The sequence below is a fragment of the Maribacter aquimaris genome (genome assembly GCF_014596745.1).
GTDB classification, from domain to species: Bacteria; Bacteroidota; Bacteroidia; order Flavobacteriales; family Flavobacteriaceae; genus Maribacter_A; species Maribacter_A aquimaris.
On sequence record NZ_JABTCF010000004.1, the window covers coordinates 179371 to 196268 of the forward strand.

At 36.6% G+C, this 16898-nt stretch carries 15 protein-coding genes; 8 read left to right on the forward strand and 7 right to left on the reverse strand.

The genetic code is table 11. The features are described 5' to 3' along the window. Positions 1-41 precede the first annotated feature (41 nt). Complete coding sequence (locus HPE56_RS08615) at positions 42-1418, forward strand: FAD-dependent oxidoreductase (RefSeq protein ID WP_188243367.1); 1377 nt, start codon at positions 42-44, stop codon at positions 1416-1418. 878 nt (positions 1419-2296) lie between these two features. Further along, a complete protein-coding gene (locus HPE56_RS08620; protein ID WP_223170250.1) occupies positions 2297-2704 on the forward strand; it encodes a hypothetical protein in 408 nt (135 codons plus the stop codon). A gap of 323 nt (positions 2705-3027) precedes the next feature. Here HPE56_RS08620 and HPE56_RS08625 read toward each other — a convergent pair whose 3' ends face one another. From HPE56_RS08625 to HPE56_RS08650, 6 genes are all read right to left on the reverse strand, one after another. Then, entirely contained in the window at positions 3028-3963 is a 936-nt protein-coding gene (locus HPE56_RS08625) for a GDSL-type esterase/lipase family protein (RefSeq protein WP_188243368.1), read from the reverse strand. Between the two features lie 97 nt (positions 3964-4060). After that, positions 4061-4363, reverse strand: coding sequence for a type II toxin-antitoxin system RelE/ParE family toxin (locus HPE56_RS08630; RefSeq protein ID WP_188243369.1), 303 nt, complete (start codon positions 4361-4363; stop codon positions 4061-4063). Then, positions 4350-4601 (reverse strand): type II toxin-antitoxin system ParD family antitoxin, encoded by a 252-nt coding sequence (locus HPE56_RS08635; protein WP_188243370.1) that lies wholly within the window; start codon positions 4599-4601, stop codon positions 4350-4352. Before HPE56_RS08635 ends, HPE56_RS08630 begins: the two co-directional genes overlap by 14 nt. Positions 4602-4676: 75 nt before the next feature. Then, positions 4677-4988 (reverse strand): hypothetical protein, encoded by a 312-nt coding sequence (locus tag HPE56_RS08640; RefSeq protein ID WP_188243371.1) that lies wholly within the window; start codon positions 4986-4988, stop codon positions 4677-4679. Between the two features lie 288 nt (positions 4989-5276). Further along, entirely contained in the window at positions 5277-6185 is a 909-nt protein-coding gene (locus HPE56_RS08645; RefSeq protein ID WP_188243372.1) for a VOC family protein, read from the reverse strand. A 146-nt stretch (positions 6186-6331) separates the two neighbouring features. Next, a complete protein-coding gene (locus tag HPE56_RS08650; protein ID WP_188243373.1) occupies positions 6332-7198 on the reverse strand; it encodes a pepsin/retropepsin-like aspartic protease family protein in 867 nt (288 codons plus the stop codon). A 487-nt stretch (positions 7199-7685) separates the two neighbouring features. On the opposite strand from HPE56_RS08650, the gene HPE56_RS08655 reads away from it, so the two are divergent. The 6 genes from HPE56_RS08655 (at position 7686) to HPE56_RS08680 (ending at position 15799) form a co-directional block, all read left to right on the forward strand. Continuing rightward, complete coding sequence (locus HPE56_RS08655; RefSeq protein WP_188243374.1) at positions 7686-9269, forward strand: SGNH/GDSL hydrolase family protein; 1584 nt, start codon at positions 7686-7688, stop codon at positions 9267-9269. A gap of 418 nt (positions 9270-9687) precedes the next feature. Beyond that, a complete protein-coding gene (locus HPE56_RS08660) occupies positions 9688-10710 on the forward strand; it encodes a glycoside hydrolase family 43 protein (protein ID WP_188243375.1) in 1023 nt (340 codons plus the stop codon). Between the two features lie 986 nt (positions 10711-11696). After that, positions 11697-13568: a PAS domain-containing protein gene (locus tag HPE56_RS08665; protein ID WP_188243376.1), complete on the forward strand. Its 1872-nt coding sequence runs from the start codon at positions 11697-11699 to the stop codon at positions 13566-13568. Between the two features lie 437 nt (positions 13569-14005). Then, on the forward strand, positions 14006-14341 hold the full coding sequence (locus HPE56_RS08670; protein ID WP_188243377.1) for an ArsR/SmtB family transcription factor: 336 nt from the start codon (positions 14006-14008) through the stop codon (positions 14339-14341). A gap of 109 nt (positions 14342-14450) precedes the next feature. Further along, complete coding sequence (locus tag HPE56_RS08675) at positions 14451-15458, forward strand: permease (RefSeq protein WP_188243378.1); 1008 nt, start codon at positions 14451-14453, stop codon at positions 15456-15458. Between the two features lie 11 nt (positions 15459-15469). Beyond that, positions 15470-15799: a hypothetical protein gene (locus HPE56_RS08680; RefSeq protein ID WP_188243379.1), complete on the forward strand. Its 330-nt coding sequence runs from the start codon at positions 15470-15472 to the stop codon at positions 15797-15799. 29 nt (positions 15800-15828) lie between these two features. Here HPE56_RS08680 and HPE56_RS08685 read toward each other — a convergent pair whose 3' ends face one another. After that, complete coding sequence (locus HPE56_RS08685; protein WP_188243380.1) at positions 15829-16794, reverse strand: L-lactate dehydrogenase; 966 nt, start codon at positions 16792-16794, stop codon at positions 15829-15831. Positions 16795-16898: the final 104 nt, after the last annotated feature.

Consider the following 16898-nt stretch of genomic DNA (forward strand, 5'->3'; position numbering starts at 1 on the left):
AAAAATAAGTGTATTTAAAATAAGTTAAAAGCACAAAATTTATGAAAAATCACAAAAACCGTAGAAAGTTTCTGAAAAATAGCGCATTATTTGCTGTGGCTACTCCATTCTTTGGGTTACCAATAGATACTTTTGGAAACACGCCATCATACTCCAATAAGAATTTCAAAGAACCATCCAGAAACATTCCTCTTATTAAGGAAACGGATGTCATTGTTTGTGGCGGAGGGCCCGCGGGATTTGCGGCCGCAATTGAATCGGCCAGAAAAGGGGCTAAAACAACCTTGATAGAAATGAATGGATGTCTAGGTGGGGTATGGACTACCGGGTTATTAAGTAATATATTGGACTATACCAATAAACCGGGAATAATGAAGGAATTGGCGCATAGGTTGGAACAACGGGATGCACAGTATTCAGCAAAAGTCTACGATGCCGAATTGATGAAATATATTTTGGATCAAATGTGCCAAGAAGCTGGGGTAGAGGTCCGTTTGCATACAAGGGTAACCGCGGCTTATACGAATTCAAAAAATAAACTGGAATATATATTGACGGAAAGTTTTTCGGGACGTGAGGCATGGAAGTCCAAAGTCTTTATTGACGCTACAGGGAATGGTGATTTAGCAGCCCAGGCTGGTTGTGGTTTCGATATTGGCAATCCCGAAACTGGAAAAACCCAACCGGCATCTTTAATGGCCATATTGGTAGGTTTGGAAGAAGATCAATTGGTAAATGAAGGATTTATGGCCCCTAAAGGAAAGTCATCGGAACCTTCAAAGAAAAAATTATATCAGGAAATTAAAAGGGCAGGAATCAATGCCAGCTATACCATGCCCACCATGTTTGCGATAAGACCTGGAATGATGGCCCTAATGGCCAATCATCAGTATGGCGTATCAGCTTTGAATGCAGATGAAGTAACCTTAGCAACCATCGAAGCAAGAAGAGAACTCAACCTAATCGTAGATGGACTAAGATCACTGAATGGTATATGGTCGAATTTACGGATTGCCACCACAGGAGCTCAGATAGGTATCCGTGAAGGTAGGCGTATTCATGGCCTTTACACCCTGACAGCTGAGGACCTCATAAAAGGGACCCAATTTGATGATGCGGTTTGTACGGTAACTTTCAATGTTGATGTCCATTCTTTGGAGAAAGATTCCGGTGGTGGATATTCCTGCCATTCAGTTAAAGCAAAACCTTATCATATACCAATGCGCTCTTTAATCGCAAAGGATGTTGACGGACTGTTAATGGCGGGAAGGTGTATTAGCGGTGATTTTTTTGCGCATTCCAGTTATAGAGTAACAGGAAATGCCGTTCCAATGGGAGAGGCGGCTGGAAAAGTAGCGGCCACAGCCTCATTGCAAAATATATTGCCCCATGAAGTTAAATACAAAATCGAAAATTGAAAAAATTTTAAAAAGTAATTTTTTATTACAAGAACATGCTATTACTTCCCACCAATCATTTGCAGAAAGAACGTTACGATTCAAGTATGAAACCAAAATCAAAAAAAATAAAAGCAACAGAGAGAACTATACCCCGAAAGTCCAATGATCAAGTTGGTTAGATTATTGTTTCGATACAAAAAATAGGCGGGAAAGAAATGAACAATGGAATTTGAAAAGTATTTTAAGAAATCATATTTAAAAGTTCTATTAAGATAACCGACCCAATGCGAAATAATTATTACACAAACATAGCCTTCATTTCATCAAGTTATAAGCTAGTATAAATTTTGGAATCAGAGCAATTAAAACCAAACCCGATTTTAATAAATATCTAAATCCGCACCTTATATTTAAAAGAGATCAACTTCCTCCTTTCCACTATCTTTTCACTAAACTAATTTGCTCCTATTTACTACCTGGATTTTTAGAATTATATTTACAAATCGAAAGTCATTTTGTCAAATAAGAAATCGTAACGAGTTCACAAATCGTCAACACGAGTAGTGAAAATTAGCAGAGCATCGACTATCACTGGGCTAAGAGCCATAGGTTCAAACACCAGCCAGGTCACTGAATCGGATATCATCCGAGACCAAAACCCTGCTAATTTTATGATTGGCAGGGTTTTATGTTTTTTAGGTAGTCATATGAATTGGTTTAATATGTCTACAAATCGTCTACATTTTTTTAAACCGTCTACAAACCGTCTACATTTTTTTATCTTGACCTAGATTAAGGATAATTCCTTGCTTAGTTGATTTGACTTTCGTCTCAATTATTGTTTAACAATTTAAGACGTCAACTATGCGCTCTACCACAACATTTTCAATACTATTTTGGGTTTATTGCACAACGACCGCAGAGCTCTCTTGGAACTTAATGAAAAAATAACCCTATTTACAATTGCGCTATTATTTATGTCTTGTGCGGGAACACAGGATGCACCCCCTGCCGTCATCGCCAAAATCGTTGCAGAAAGCTTCTATCAGGGCGACGAAGCATCTTTGAAAAAACATACCACCCCTGAGGGATTCGCAACATTCTCAAACCTTCAGAAAATGTTTGCCAAGCCTAAAAATTCGGAATCTAACTTCAAAGTTATCGATGAAAGAATCGAAGGTGAAATAGCTTGGGTAAAATACTCGACCTCTTATGATAAGACTCCGGGTATTTTCAAACTTGTGAAAGCGAATGGGGAATGGAAGTCCACCGCAAGGAAACCTAGTGAGAAGGTGCCTTTTTGATTGTTTTCTTTAAGCTTAAAATTCTATCTGATTTGCCGAGAAAGTGTCCTGACTTATCGTTCTCTTAAAGTTTATTTATGGTCTCGTTTTAAGGCGCAAGATTCTTAGGGCATACACATTTCCCCCTTTGACTCAACGAAGTTTAAAACTTCGCATTTTATCGCTTGACTCTCCCTCTTACTCTTACTCATCACTCACTGCATTGCTACGAAGTCACAGACTTCGTATAGCGGGGTATTAATCGCAATAATCAGATAGCTACAAACCTTGAAATTTAGCTCTTTCCCTGCCATTACTTATACAAAATGTTATGTGCATGTGCTTTATTCTTTTTGTTTAGTTAGTGCGGCTATTTCTTCCCTGACTACAGGATTCCAAAGTGTGTATCCTAATGGATTCAGGTGCATTCCATCAGAAAGAAAAATATCTGAACGCAAACTATCATCTGACTTTAACATTGGATTTGTAATGTCAATATAGTGTAGATTTTTTTCATCATTACAATATTCACTAAGTTTTGTATTGGTGATTATCTTATTTCTATGTACATCTTTTCCCAGAAAGTCATCAATTAAAGTTGGTTTCATAGAAAGAAGTATAATCTGAGTTTTTGGAAAGTCTTTTTTAACTTTACTTACCAACTCTTTAAATGAATTTACAGCCTCTCTAGGTGATTTACCACGTTCAATATCAATATCACAATAAACAACCATTATAGATGGTGAGTGCTTTTTAATAATATCATCATAGTAATGAATGATTTCAGGAAGACTTGCTCCTCCGAAACCACGATTGATAATCGGAAACTCTGGAAATGCTAAAGATGTTTCCCAATGAACAATACTTGAACTTCCAATGAATAGGATAGGATTCTTTGCAAGTGTATTCCGATTGTCAAAACGACAAAAATTATCGATTACATCTTTATATCTATCAATTTTTATTGAATTATTCTGTTTGTATTTTTGCTGATTTTGATAAAATAGGGATAGTGCAATGTCATATTTTTCAGGATGTAGATTATAATCATATATGTGTTCTTTCCAATAAGCCATGGAGCGCTGGTGAAAATTCTTTGCGGTTTCGTCATTCACAGTATCACTCTCTAACGAATTTTCAAGGAAATCCAAAAATTGTTGATCGTTATCAACCATTTTTCCCTCTTGTGCATATATGGAAATACTTATACATAAAAATGTCACTAAAATTGATGTCTTCATATTTAAAATTGAATAATTATTAATATTGATAGTGCTCATTTTTGGTATTTTTTATTGGCATTGCAAATAACAATTGGACAGCATCATTGATGATATCCTACTTATATGACCAAGTTAATAATCGTTTATTTGAACTTTACTTTAGGTGCTTTGGAAAGTTCATCTTACCTCCAAGGACCCTAACTATGAAAATCCCTTTGCTGTGGATATAATAAAAAACTACATGTGATTTGTATCGATACCTCAGTAGCATTTGATTCTTAACAGCCACATATCTTCTACCCAACTCCGGATTTTTGGCCAATTCCCCCAAAACCTCTTTTAGGCTATGGGCATATTTTAAAGATTGCCGTTCCCCGAATTCTTTAATGGTGTATTTGGCAATGGTCTTAATATCGCTCCTTGCCTTGACACTTATTACACATCTATTCTTCGGCATTATGTTCATTTATGGCTTCCTCCCATATACTATCTATAGTCGCATCGGATGGCCCGCTCTCCATACCCTCGAAAAGTGCCTCGTTTAAATCCACTATGCGCTTTCTACGCTCTTGGTCCTTACGTATAATATCCCGTATGTATTCGCTGTCATTCGTATAAAAGCCCTGTTCAATCAAGCTTTTTACATAAGCCTCCTGTTGTTCTGTAAATGTGATAGATTTTCTAATTACCGCCATAATGAACCAATATTATTAATAATGGTTCAATTTATAAATAAAATTTAGACAAAGCAACTATCATTTTTTTGAACTTTACTCTTTGTTTAGCCGCCTTATTTTGTTCGCAATTTTCTCAATGCCCCTTCGCTCACCAGTTTCAATATATCTGGCGGCAATAGTATTACAAGAATTACACAAACCTTTTAGAATAACATCATTAAGGTCGTTTAAATAGCTTTTGTATTCAACCAACTTTTTAGTTTGGGCGCCACAATCACAGAAAATCGAATTTACTGCTATTTCTATATCCTCTTTCCATGAAGGACCGAACATTAATTGAAGTTGAAATGGTCCTATTTCAATTTCATCCTCATGAATGATATGTTCACTTCTCTTTCGTGCCATCCTTTATTTGAACTTTTATAAAGATAATGATTTTGGGTTTTGAACTGTACGAGAAAAGGTGAAGGCTACATTTTCAGGGAAGGCTACGCCTGTACAATACTTATGTACGTCATCCAAAATTCACTTTCAACTTCTAGGTCGGCATAAAAAAAGCCCCTTCAAGAGGCTTATATTGATGATTTTATGTCTGATTAAAAGCTTGTGCAACCGTTACCGGTGTTAGCACCTGTTTTTTAATCATTTATTATCTGTTGTTCGTTTAATGAAATGTCTGGCCTATTCGTGTAATCAACGCCAGATGCCTTCAGGAATTAACTTTTCCTCTACTATTTCTACGAGCAGGCTGTCAGGACCTCTAACAAAAAAACTATTCATACCATGAATAGGGTCAATTTTTATATCATGAACAATATCTAGCCCATTAGATCTCATTTTTTTTATTAGAAACTCAATATTTTCAGTTGAAAAACAAATATGATCGATTGAGCTACCATCTGTTGGTTTAATTTCTTCGTTAGACCACCATGATTCTTCTTCAGTTGGTTTGCCAAACACAATGATATTAATATTATTGACGGTTAGTAAATTCCATTTCCACCTAAGCTCGTTATTCTGCCATTGTTTTGCCTCTTCATAAACCGGAATCAAGCCGAGGTTAGATTCAAACCAGTCCATAGTTTTATCAACATCAGTTGATAGTAAGTGTATGTGTTCAAATCTGTGGTTTTTATTTCCCGTATATACCTCTATAACTTCTTTTTCTGGGCCAAGAAAGTACATCCAAAAATTATCGCCTAGAGGTGTGATTTCGGTATGTACCGCTATTCCCTCATTGACTCTCCAGTCAAACTCAGATTGACCATCTACACCTGACCAACCAATATGCCATAAACTGGAACCCAAATGTGTTGATGGTGCAGTATCGACATGGTTCATTAATAAAAACGATTTTTCCGTAAAAAGAGCATCCGTTCGATCTCGGTATTTTACTTGAGTTGCACCAAAGTATTTTTGATAATATGCAATAGTTGAATCTTTGTCTGTAACATTTAGATGGACATGATGGAAATTCACTTTACTTAACTTCTCTGTCTCTTCGGATTTTTCAGGTAACTGTTTACATCCAACAATTTGAAGTAATAGAACAGTGAAGACGATTAAGGTAGTTCTATATTTTATGTTATACAATGTATTCATTTTCAAATTGGTGCTAACAATGGGATATAATCATTGATGCTATCCCACTTATATTTATAATCCTTTATTTAAACTTTAGTCACGATAGATATCGCGATGTACTAGGGCTTTTCATAGGAGGTATCGTTGTGAGCAGTATTTCCGTTCTACTTTTTAATTTTATAACTATTCTCCAGATTATCAATATAAATTATATAGTCTTTAAAAAAACTAATTCCAATTCTTGGCTGACTTTGGACACCGATTTTTGTGCTAACATTTTTAAATTCCAAATCTCCTAATTTAACCAAAGGAACAATTCCAACTTTTTCCTTAATCGTTTGAAGTCCACCAATACTATACCTTTCTCGTTCGTTATCCTCGAATACATATTGCTGTATAAGTTGTTTTGCGAGTTCAGATTCTTTCGGTAAACTGAATTCAGATGACGATCCAAAATCAATAACTACTTTATATTCAGTTCCATTAATTGTAATAAAAGTATATGGAGAACCTCCTTTTCTTTTAATTTCGATTGTTTTAAACGTTTCATCAACCAAGTTTTTACTTGAAATTCGAAGTTTTTTATTTGGATAATCAATTAGCCAATTCGCTTTGTTTATTATTGGTGTACCAATTATACCTCCGAAATTTGGGATTTGTTCTTTTAGTCCAACCATATCCGTGTTAGATGCTACTGTGCCAACAAATTCAACGTTTCCAATCTTAAAGGATTTTACCACCTCACTTCCTGTTTCTACAGTACGATTAGATGCTCCATCAAGTGTCATTGATGAACCTATAATTGAATCTCTTTGAATAATCGAGTATTGTGCACCTGTATCAAAATAGAAATTTTTGGAAACTCCATTTATTTTGGATGGAATTATCATTACTGTCTTTACAGTAGTAAATTCCGTTTCAGAATCAAATGATTCAGGTTGTACAGTTCCTTTTTTTTGATAATGAGTTACAGAACAACTAAATGAAAGAAGCAGTATTAGGTTAAATAACAATAGTTTCAAATTCTTCATATTTAAATTCGGCCAAGGATTTAATCCTTTATTTGAACTTTCAAATCTATTCTAGTTTGCCGAGATAGTGTCCTAACTTATCTTTTGTCCATCTAGACTTAAAGTTAATCAATTCTACTTTTAATCAGTTCGGTTCCAAGGGGAGTTTACACAACACCTTTTTAAATCATCAACATAAGTGTCAACACTTTTATAAATTGGCTTAGATTAAGGACCATTCTTGCTACGTTGATTTGACTTTCATCTCAATTATTGTTTCATTTTAAAGACGAAAAACATGCGAACATCTTCAACATTCTCCATTCTTTTACGAAATCCTATTGTAAAGTTTCTTTAATGAAAAGAATATATAGGGATAAAAAAATATAAATAAGGTTAAATCAGGATATGGTGCAAAGCATGTTATTATAACTTTGTAAACCATGTACCTCAACGAACATCGTTATCTCATTGTGAGGTAAGTTCTATAATAATCAAAATCGACTCAATGAAATTATCAGTAATATCCATTTTCATTCTATTTATAACAAATGCTTTTGCCCAATCAGAACCTAAATGGGATAATTCCAAGAAAGAAGAATGGCCAAATGAGTGCCAGAAAGTTAGTATTCCATCTTCGCTGGACGGCGAGAAACAGTCCGCGATCTTCTATCCATCAACAAAGGACAATAGTCCATTAATAGTTAGTTTACATACATGGAGTGGTAATTATACGCAGAAAGACACATTAGTAATAGCTAGTATTAAAAAAAATTACAATTACATACATCCTGATTTTCGAGGTCCCAACAAAACTTATAAAGCCACTGGCAGTAAATATGTGATTCAAGATATTGAAGACGCTATTGCGTATGCCATTAAAAACGGCAAGGTTGATATTAACAATATTCATGTAATTGGAACAAGTGGAGGTGGGCATGCCGCGCTTCTTGCTTATATGAACACAAATTATCCCGTTAAGACATTCTCTGCATGGGTTCCTATACCTGACCTTAAAAAATGGTATTATGAATCAGAAGGTAGAGGAACTAAATATGCATTGGATATCGCCATGTCAACTGTAAATGATTCAAAATTCGACAGTAAAAACTATTATTTAAATGAAGAAGAGGCAATAAAACGATCACCCTTTTATATGCGAACTCCAGTAGAAAAACGCAAGAAAAGTAAGCTTTATATCTATGCAGGAATCCATGATGGATATACCGGTTCAGTACCAATATCCCAATCTTTGAACTTTTACAATAAAATAGTATCGGAGTTTAATAGCTTGGATACTGACGCTTTAATCCCCCAAAAGGACATTATGGAAATGGTTACTTCCAGAAATTTCGTCAGTGATTCCAAAGATACTATTGCCGACAGACCAATTCACTACAAAAAAACATATAAGGATTTAGTGAGAATCACAATTTTTGAAGGCACACATGAATGCCTGACGGATGTGGCCCTAAATCAAGTAATATCAAGCAATATTTTAGCCATAGGCGACTCTAACGGGGCAAAGCAAAATGGCTGGGTAAACCAACTGAAAAAGACAAACTTTCAAGATTTTATTTATAACACAAGCATTTCCGGAAATACCATAGGGTTTGACAATCTCAACCAAACCAAACTCAATACATTACGCAATATTGACAACTATATGGATGAGGCCAACAAGAAATTAGGAGGTCTTGACAAGATTGTTATCATGCTTGGAACAAACGATTGCAAAGCAGTATTTGAGAAAAGGAAACGAGAGATTCCCCACAATATGAATAAGCTGTTAAAGAAGATAAAAGCGCATCCTGCTTATATCAAAAATAAACCACAAATCTATGTGATTTCGCCTCCACCTTGTGGCGAAGATCATATAATGAAGGAGAAATATTATGGATCTTCCAAAAGAGTACATTGGTTGTTTCCCAAATTCCAAAAAGTTGCAGAGTCAAATGACTGTAAATACATTGATATTTACACAAAATTGTCTCCCCAGTGGCCTACATTAGCTAAAGACGGTATACACCCTGAAGAGGAGGGCCAGATTCTTATGTCGAAGCTGATAGATGAACAGATGAAACTACCCTGATCAATAACAATCGTTTTAATCATTTAACTCCACGAGTCAAATACTTTTGCTTCTTACGGGGTAGGAAGCAACTTTCCTATGAACGAAAATAACAGTTTAACCGTTGATATATCCTTTTGATCTGGACCATCTGAAAAGCGACCTTGTCTGGGGAACAAAAATAAAGGAACCAATGTTTTGGTAAGTGGTTTTATTGAACGGACAGTTATAGGGAATAGGGACATCAACCTTCTTCTCCGGTTCGTTCTTTTAACCGACCGTTTAGAAGGGCACATTTCCCCTTATCCAACTCTTTGAAAACCAAGTTGAACAAATGGTGAGGAATTAAAGAGATACACTTAATTCGCTATATTTGATATGTAATGGGAATAACAACCATATTATCTTTTTTTTATAACCCATGATAAAATTTTATCAAATGATTCAAAGATCCGTTCTTGGACTTATATGCTGCTTTATGTTTGGCATCACTTTTGGACAGGAGGCCAATACGAACAATAATCCAATTTTCGAAGGTTGGTACGCAGATCCCGAAGGTGCTGTTTTTGACGATACCTATTGGGTATATCCAACTTTTTCTGACGACTACGACAAGCAGCTGCATTTTGATGCCTTTTCTTCCAAGGACTTGGTCCATTGGGAAAAGCATAAACGTATTTTGGATACCACCAAAATCAAATGGTTACGTCAGGCCTTATGGGCACCTTCTATTGTCAAGAAGGGAAAGAAATACTTTCTGTTCTTCGGGGCCAATGATATTCAGAGACCTGGCAGGAAATCTTACGACCCCGATAATGATATCAATCATTTTGGAGGTATAGGGGTGGCCGTTGCCGATACTCCCGGCGGACCGTTTGAGGACTATTTAGGGAAGCCCCTAATTTCTGATTTTTATAATAATGCCCAACCCATAGATCAATTTGTTTTTAAGGATACGGATGGCACTTATTATTTTTTCTATGGAGGTTGGAGCCATTGTAATCTAGGGAAGCTCAATGCGGAATTTACCGGATTCATTCCTTGGGAAGATGGCAATCCGTTTAAGGAAATAACACCAGAAGGCTATGTTGAAGGTCCATTTATGTTCTTGCGCAACGGAATCTATTATTTTATGTGGTCGGAAGGTAGATGGACCAACGGAAGTTATAAAGTAGCATACGCCATGGCGGATAAGGCCACTGGACCTTACAAACGGATAGGTGCGATTTTAGAATCAAAGGAAGGAGATATAGCAACAGGGGCGGGACACCATTCCGTAATCAATAAACCTGGTACTGATGAATGGATATTAGTGTATCATCGAAGACCCATACCGAACGAAGACCGTGATCACCGGGTTACCTGTATGGATATCATGGAGTTTAACGAAGATGGCACCATAAAACCCGTAAAGATGACCTTTGAAGGGGTAAGGGCAAATCCCTTAAAAGAAAGAAAATAGGTTTCGTTCTCAATGGCCGACCCAGGTAGCGGTTTTAATGTACCTCATATTTTTTTGGAAACGTCAACTAGAAAAATTACTTTCTCAAAAGCGGAATACATGAAAAATATGTTCCCTTTTTTCATTCTGTCGTTCTCCCTTTTTTCAAGCAAACAGGAAGAAAATGAGAGGTAGGGCCAAAATCGAATAGCCAGTTCCAATTACATTCAGAACAGGACACCCCTACCCCCCCGCCTGATCTAGAAGTTTCCGTTTATGCCTTAATTCTATTGGGTTTAATAATGGTTTCCTAAAACAAACGTTTTTTGGGATTTCAGCCTACCCATTCATCAGGAATATTTTTTTTATTTGTAGGACTTAATCCCTAAATTATTTTCAATAAAACAGAATAAATAAGTAAATTAGAAGTTAAATATTATACCAAATCCAAACAGTAATTTAAGCCTGATGAATGCAATGAATGTCCAATGGTCGGAAAATGATGTGCTTGATACCGTGTTAATCTATGAATCCAACAAAACAAGGGATTCAATAATGCTAATTTGTTGTAAGTGGACAACAAAACTTTTTTACTTATCCAAAGTATACTACAGGATAATAATAAACTTCCGGATTTGATTCATGTAAAATAGGATTCCAAACAATAAGCGGAATATCTTTCCTGTTCCGGACATGACATCGTCTTCATTGGAATCCAAAACACGAACCCTTTTTTTTGAGAGACATACTTGGTGCTGTAGTAACAAACCTTCTGAAGTCATGGATTTTAGAGGTATAGCGCAAAATCATATAGTATTGGTTCTGCCTCGTTAACTAGCTCCCTACCAGAACAATTGTTTTTTCCTTATTGAATATCAATTGAGTAGGATGATATTTCTATTGATTGGCTTTTATTGTAGTTGGAAACACAAACGTATGATTGATAGCCCCAACCGCCCACACCAATGGATACTTCATCCTTCCCTTTTATATAAATCGCAATAGTAATGTTTAGAAATAGCGTTAAATTCCTCCCCTCCTTTCAGTTATTTGAAATTCCCCGAAAGGACTTCAAGTATATTTATCATTTAGCTACGTTTATATTCGATTCCCCTTCCGCCAAAGTTGAAATATTAAAATTACCCTATGGTTTAGGATCTTCCTTAAATCTTGAATTCAGCGGTTCCAACACTGAGGAACGGATTTTGGACCATTTGTGGAATTCACCAAATACGTTACTTGAATTAAATTCCCTCCCCAAAGGTTTGGATTTGGACAAACAAGAAAAAACCCAATCCTCAAAGGTTCCTGAATATATGATCGTCGCACCTTTACAAGATCCTAAAGGGGAAATCCTTGGGATTTTATGCGTGTACGACAATAACCCCATATTGCCTGATGATCGGAAAAAACAGGCCTTAAAGGTCCTGGCCGATCAAACGGTTTCCCTGATTACCCTTTATAGTGTAAATAAACGGGCCCTAACTACCGAAACTTTGGTTGATAATAAAAATATCGCCTTGGGAAATTACCTGGAATCCAATGGCTCCGCAAGTTGGCACTTTGATATTGCCTCGGATACCCTGTGGTTCAGCAGGATGTTTTTTGAAATCCTCGGCTATACCCCTGAAGAACTTCAGATGGAATCAATTGACAGTTGGATTGATTTGGTGTATATTTTTGATCAAGATAATTTTAAGAATACGTGGCAGAAATGGATCAACAATGATCCATCGAAAAAGGGATTGGAATTCAGGATGGTCCACCGGTCCGGGGAAATCATCTTTGTTACTATTGAAATCAATAATTCAAGAATCAACGATGCTGGCAAACCCATTTTTTTAGAAGGGGATATACAGGATATCACGACCCAGAAAAAAGTTTGGGAACAAATAGAACTCATAAACCCTAAGTATACCTCCGTGATCCAGGCCGGATACAATTGGATGGCCATCGTTGACTTGGAAGGAAACTATAATTATGTAAACACCGCCTTAAAATCGGCCTTGGGGTATTCCTCTGAGGAATTGATCGACAAATGTATTTTTGATCTTATACATGAGACGGAAAGAAAGAGGGTTATCAATTATTTTCACAAATTCCTTAATCATGAGCCCTTTGTCTCCAAGCCCTTTCGATACCAACACAAAAATGGGACGTGGAAATGGATTGAAATCCTATGTGTCAACCTAAAGGAAGACCCCATGATTGAAGGTGTTGTCATCAATGCCCGGGATATTACCAAAAGGGTATTGGAAAACAAGGAAATAAAAGCTTCGGAGGAAAAGCACCGTTTACTTTTCAATTCCTCCCCCTACCCCAAATATTTTCTTGAGTTGGATAGTTTACGTATCCTGGATGTCAATAATGCCATGATACAGTTTTACGGATATTCCAGGGAGGAGTTCCTAAACATGAATGCCGCCGATCTAAGGCCCAAGGAAGAAATCAACAAACTCCTGATCAGTCTGGAAAATTACCGAATCCCAAAGGAAACCTATGATTCCGGGGTATTTGTCCATAAAAAGAAAAACGGGGAATTGGTTAGAATGGATATTGTGGGACAGCATATCTATATTGATGGAAAACAATGTATCCTCGTTACATGCAACGATGTGACCGAAAAGCAAAAAAACCAAATCGCCCTGGAAAAGCAAAATAAAAAACTGAGGGAAATCGCTTGGATGCAATCCCATATTGTTCGGGCACCTTTAGCCCGAATGATGGGGGTAATCGAATTATTCCATGAGGATTTGGTGGATGATCATGAAAAACAGGAATGGCTTGGCCATGTTTATAACTCTGCATTGGAATTGGATACCGTAATCAAGGATATCGTCCAAAAATCACAATCCATCATCTCGAAAGAAAACCCTTGAGGTTATTCTTTTAGAGCTATGTTAAGGTCCATATTTTTTAATATTCATCGTTCTTAGATCTTTGGGGAACTGGACTAAGGCTTTTTATAGATTAGTACTTTTCCTCGAACGTCACCTTTTTGAAAATTATAGCCCTTTTTAAACTCCCTATTGAGCCACACTTTCTTCTTTTCATATCCATTCGCGTATTTTTAGTCACTTATTGCTCATCAAATATGCTTGTTTTGAATTTTCCGTATCCATTTTTTTATGGTGATGTGTCTACGTGCCATTGAACTTTTATAAAGCTGATGATTTGAAATTTTCAACTGTTCAAAAAAAAGGAAGTCCACATCTAAAATAAAAAAAACAAAGAGGTGCTTGTGTTTCCAATATTTTATATATTTGCCTTCGAATTTTACATGTGTAAAAACACATATGTTAAAATAATAAGACTGATGGATGAACCTATTAATATATTCAAAGCCCTTTCGGATGCAACTAGATTAAAAATAATTTGGCTGCTAACCAACATCGATGAAAAGATATGCGTTTCAGAAATTGTAGAGGTTTTGGACGAGTATCAATATAATGTCTCGCGCCATTTAAAGATATTAAAACACGCTAAGTTGGTAGAAGAGGTAAAAGAAGGAAAGTGGGTATTTTATTATTTAACACCGATTAAAAACGAATTTCGACAATTGATTCAGGAAGCCATAAAAACGATTCCCGAATCACAGATGAATAATGAAATACAGAAGTGTAATAGATTATTGGCAGAACGTCATAAGTAAAAATCAAATTTCACAGGGCTCTAAATAAAAGGAAAAATCAAGCATTCGCTTTTTTTTATAATAACATATGCGCTTTTACGCATATAACATAACTATTTAAATAAACAACATGAACGAAAAATTGAATTTAGCATTAAACGAATTTATACACGTAGGCGTAGTATTGGTATTCATAATTGCCCTTGTCTCCATAATCACGGGTTTAATAAGGGCCTTTATACCCCAGGAGAAACTTCAAAAACGGTTATCGAAAACGGGGAAATACAGTGGTTTAATGGGGGCCTTACTGGGAATCCCCACTCCATTCTGTAGTGCATCCATGGTTCCTGTATCCATGGGGATGATAGAAATGGGAGCGCCTTTCGCTATGGTGTTTTCCTTTTTGCTTTCCGCCCCATTGGCCAATTTTGTCGTCGTTGGATTTATATTCGGTGTTTTCGGATGGAAAGTGGCATTGGTCTATTTCCTGATTGTTTTTATGGGCTCCGTTTTTTTTGGTAGCATTGCCGGAAAGACATCCCTTAAACACAGTGTAAAACGAATTGATCTAAAGTCTAAAACGGCTACAAGTGCTTGTGCATCCCAACCGGCTGTTAGCTGTGGCACTGTTTCAAATAATGCAGTAGCATCTTGTACAACAGCCCAAAACCCGTGTGCAGATACACAATCGCCTTCTACCGGCTTATGTGGACAAACGCGTGCATCCCACCCAAAACTTACAGAAGCTTTTAATTTTGGCTGGGGCCTGTTTAAACGCATATTCCCCTATGTTTTACTGGGTGCGGTAATCAGTGCCATCTCTGCCGTATTTGTACCTGATGCTTGGGTCGAAAAATATCTTGGAAATGATAGTCCCCTTGCCATACCTATTGCGGCAGCCATTGGTGTTCCCCTATATTTACGAATCGAAATGGCTATCCCTATACTACAAGCACTCATTGTTAAGGGAATGAGTATGGGTGCGGCCATGGCTTTGATTATCGGCGGAACGGGAGCGAGTTTACCAGAGATAGCCATTATTTCCTCCATGTTAAAACCCAAAGCCATAATCGCATTTGTGTGTTCTGTCATGACTATGGCAATCGTCGGTGGTTTTATCTTTTACTTTTTCTTTTAAAAACAAATTGTATGCAATCCCTCTCTAATTTTTTTAAATCCCTTATCAAAGCTTGTCCGTATTCCCTTGTTGGAAAGAAATGTGTGGATGTTGTCAAGGGCAAACCAAGTACCCATAAGAAATCAAAAAACAAAGCATTATTGTTTAAAGCAGGCATAAAAACAGGGCGTAATATTTCACTGGTTGGCGTGTTTTGCCCTTTTCTTTGGTATGCCATATTATCGGGAGCCAGTAAGGATTTTATAATACTGAATTTAATACATTCGGGAATTATTGTAGTTATAGGGCTTATAGTGCTAGGTATTAATTACCTGGCATTATACTCCTATACAAAATCATAAGCGCACATCTATATCAAAAACAAAAGATATCAATACTCCATTTGGTTTAAAACCCCTTTTAAAAGGTTTGCCGAATGCTTCAGTTGTTCTTGCTCTTTATCATTAAGTTTTAATTTCAACACATGATTAACGCCTTCAGCATTTAAAACAGCAGGTAATCCAATGTAAACATCCTTCTCGATATCATAAACACCATCATTATAGACAGAAATCGGAACAATTCTATTTTCATCATTTAAAATTGAAGCGGTAATGCTTACCAATGTCATGCCAATGCCGTAGTACGTGGCTTTTTTACGTTTAATTATCTCATAGGCAGCATTCTTGACCGAATCATGTATTTCTTCCAAATCCTTGAAGTCGATACCCTCCAAGGATTCGATCATATCTACAAGCGGTTTTGCCCCGACATAGGCTTGGGACCAACAGACAAATTCAGAATCACCATGCTCACCCATGATGTAGGCATGAATGTTCTTCACTGAAATATTGACTTTTTTCGCAATCTCAAATCGCAGCCGTGCGGTGTCTAGGGAGGTACCACTACCGATTACCCTTGAGGAAGGAAGTCCAGAAGTCTTCCAGGCTACATAGGTCAGGATATCTACAGGGTTTGATGCCACCAGTAGAATTCCCCCAAAATCATTCTTCATAATTTGACCGACAACAATTTTCATGATTGCCGCATTTCTATTCAAAAGATCTATTCTTGTTTCCCCTTCTTTTTGTGAAACGCCAGCGGTAATAACCACAATATCAGCATCTGTACAATCGCTGTATTCACCAGCATAAATCTTCATTTTTCTTGGGGCATAGGATAAACCATGGTTTAAATCCATGGCTTCTCCTTCCGCACGTTCTTTATCGATGTCGATCAACACCAATTCTTTTACGGTTCCTTGGTTGAACAATGAATAGGCGTAACTCATACCCACCATTCCGGTTCCGACGATTACAACCTTACTTTTTGTTTTGGAATTATCATTCGTATCCATTTTCTTTGGTTTAAATCAGAAATACAATTGAAATTTAAGATGCTACAAAGTTAGGTTACATCGTACGGATGACGCTTTTCTATTCATTAATGTTTCCTTAAAAA

Excerpts from the sequence above, each read along its gene's own strand:
- HPE56_RS08615 (WP_188243367.1), top strand. The coding sequence starts at position 42 with ATGAAAAATCACAAAAACCGTAGAAAGTTTCTGAAAAATAGCGCATTA.
- HPE56_RS08625 (WP_188243368.1), bottom strand. The coding sequence starts at position 3,963 with ATGAGCACTATCAATATTAATAATTATTCAATTTTAAATATGAAGACA.
- HPE56_RS08630 (WP_188243369.1), bottom strand. The coding sequence starts at position 4,363 with ATGCCGAAGAATAGATGTGTAATAAGTGTCAAGGCAAGGAGCGATATT.
- HPE56_RS08635 (WP_188243370.1), bottom strand. The coding sequence starts at position 4,601 with ATGGCGGTAATTAGAAAATCTATCACATTTACAGAACAACAGGAGGCT.
- HPE56_RS08640 (WP_188243371.1), bottom strand. The coding sequence starts at position 4,988 with ATGGCACGAAAGAGAAGTGAACATATCATTCATGAGGATGAAATTGAA.
- HPE56_RS08645 (WP_188243372.1), bottom strand. The coding sequence starts at position 6,185 with ATGAATACATTGTATAACATAAAATATAGAACTACCTTAATCGTCTTC.
- HPE56_RS08650 (WP_188243373.1), bottom strand. The coding sequence starts at position 7,198 with ATGAAGAATTTGAAACTATTGTTATTTAACCTAATACTGCTTCTTTCA.
- HPE56_RS08655 (WP_188243374.1), top strand. The coding sequence starts at position 7,686 with ATGAAATTATCAGTAATATCCATTTTCATTCTATTTATAACAAATGCT.
- HPE56_RS08660 (WP_188243375.1), top strand. The coding sequence starts at position 9,688 with ATGATTCAAAGATCCGTTCTTGGACTTATATGCTGCTTTATGTTTGGC.
- HPE56_RS08665 (WP_188243376.1), top strand. The coding sequence starts at position 11,697 with ATGTTTAGAAATAGCGTTAAATTCCTCCCCTCCTTTCAGTTATTTGAA.
- HPE56_RS08670 (WP_188243377.1), top strand. The coding sequence starts at position 14,006 with ATGGATGAACCTATTAATATATTCAAAGCCCTTTCGGATGCAACTAGA.
- HPE56_RS08675 (WP_188243378.1), top strand. The coding sequence starts at position 14,451 with ATGAACGAAAAATTGAATTTAGCATTAAACGAATTTATACACGTAGGC.
- HPE56_RS08680 (WP_188243379.1), top strand. The coding sequence starts at position 15,470 with ATGCAATCCCTCTCTAATTTTTTTAAATCCCTTATCAAAGCTTGTCCG.
- HPE56_RS08685 (WP_188243380.1), bottom strand. The coding sequence starts at position 16,794 with ATGGATACGAATGATAATTCCAAAACAAAAAGTAAGGTTGTAATCGTC.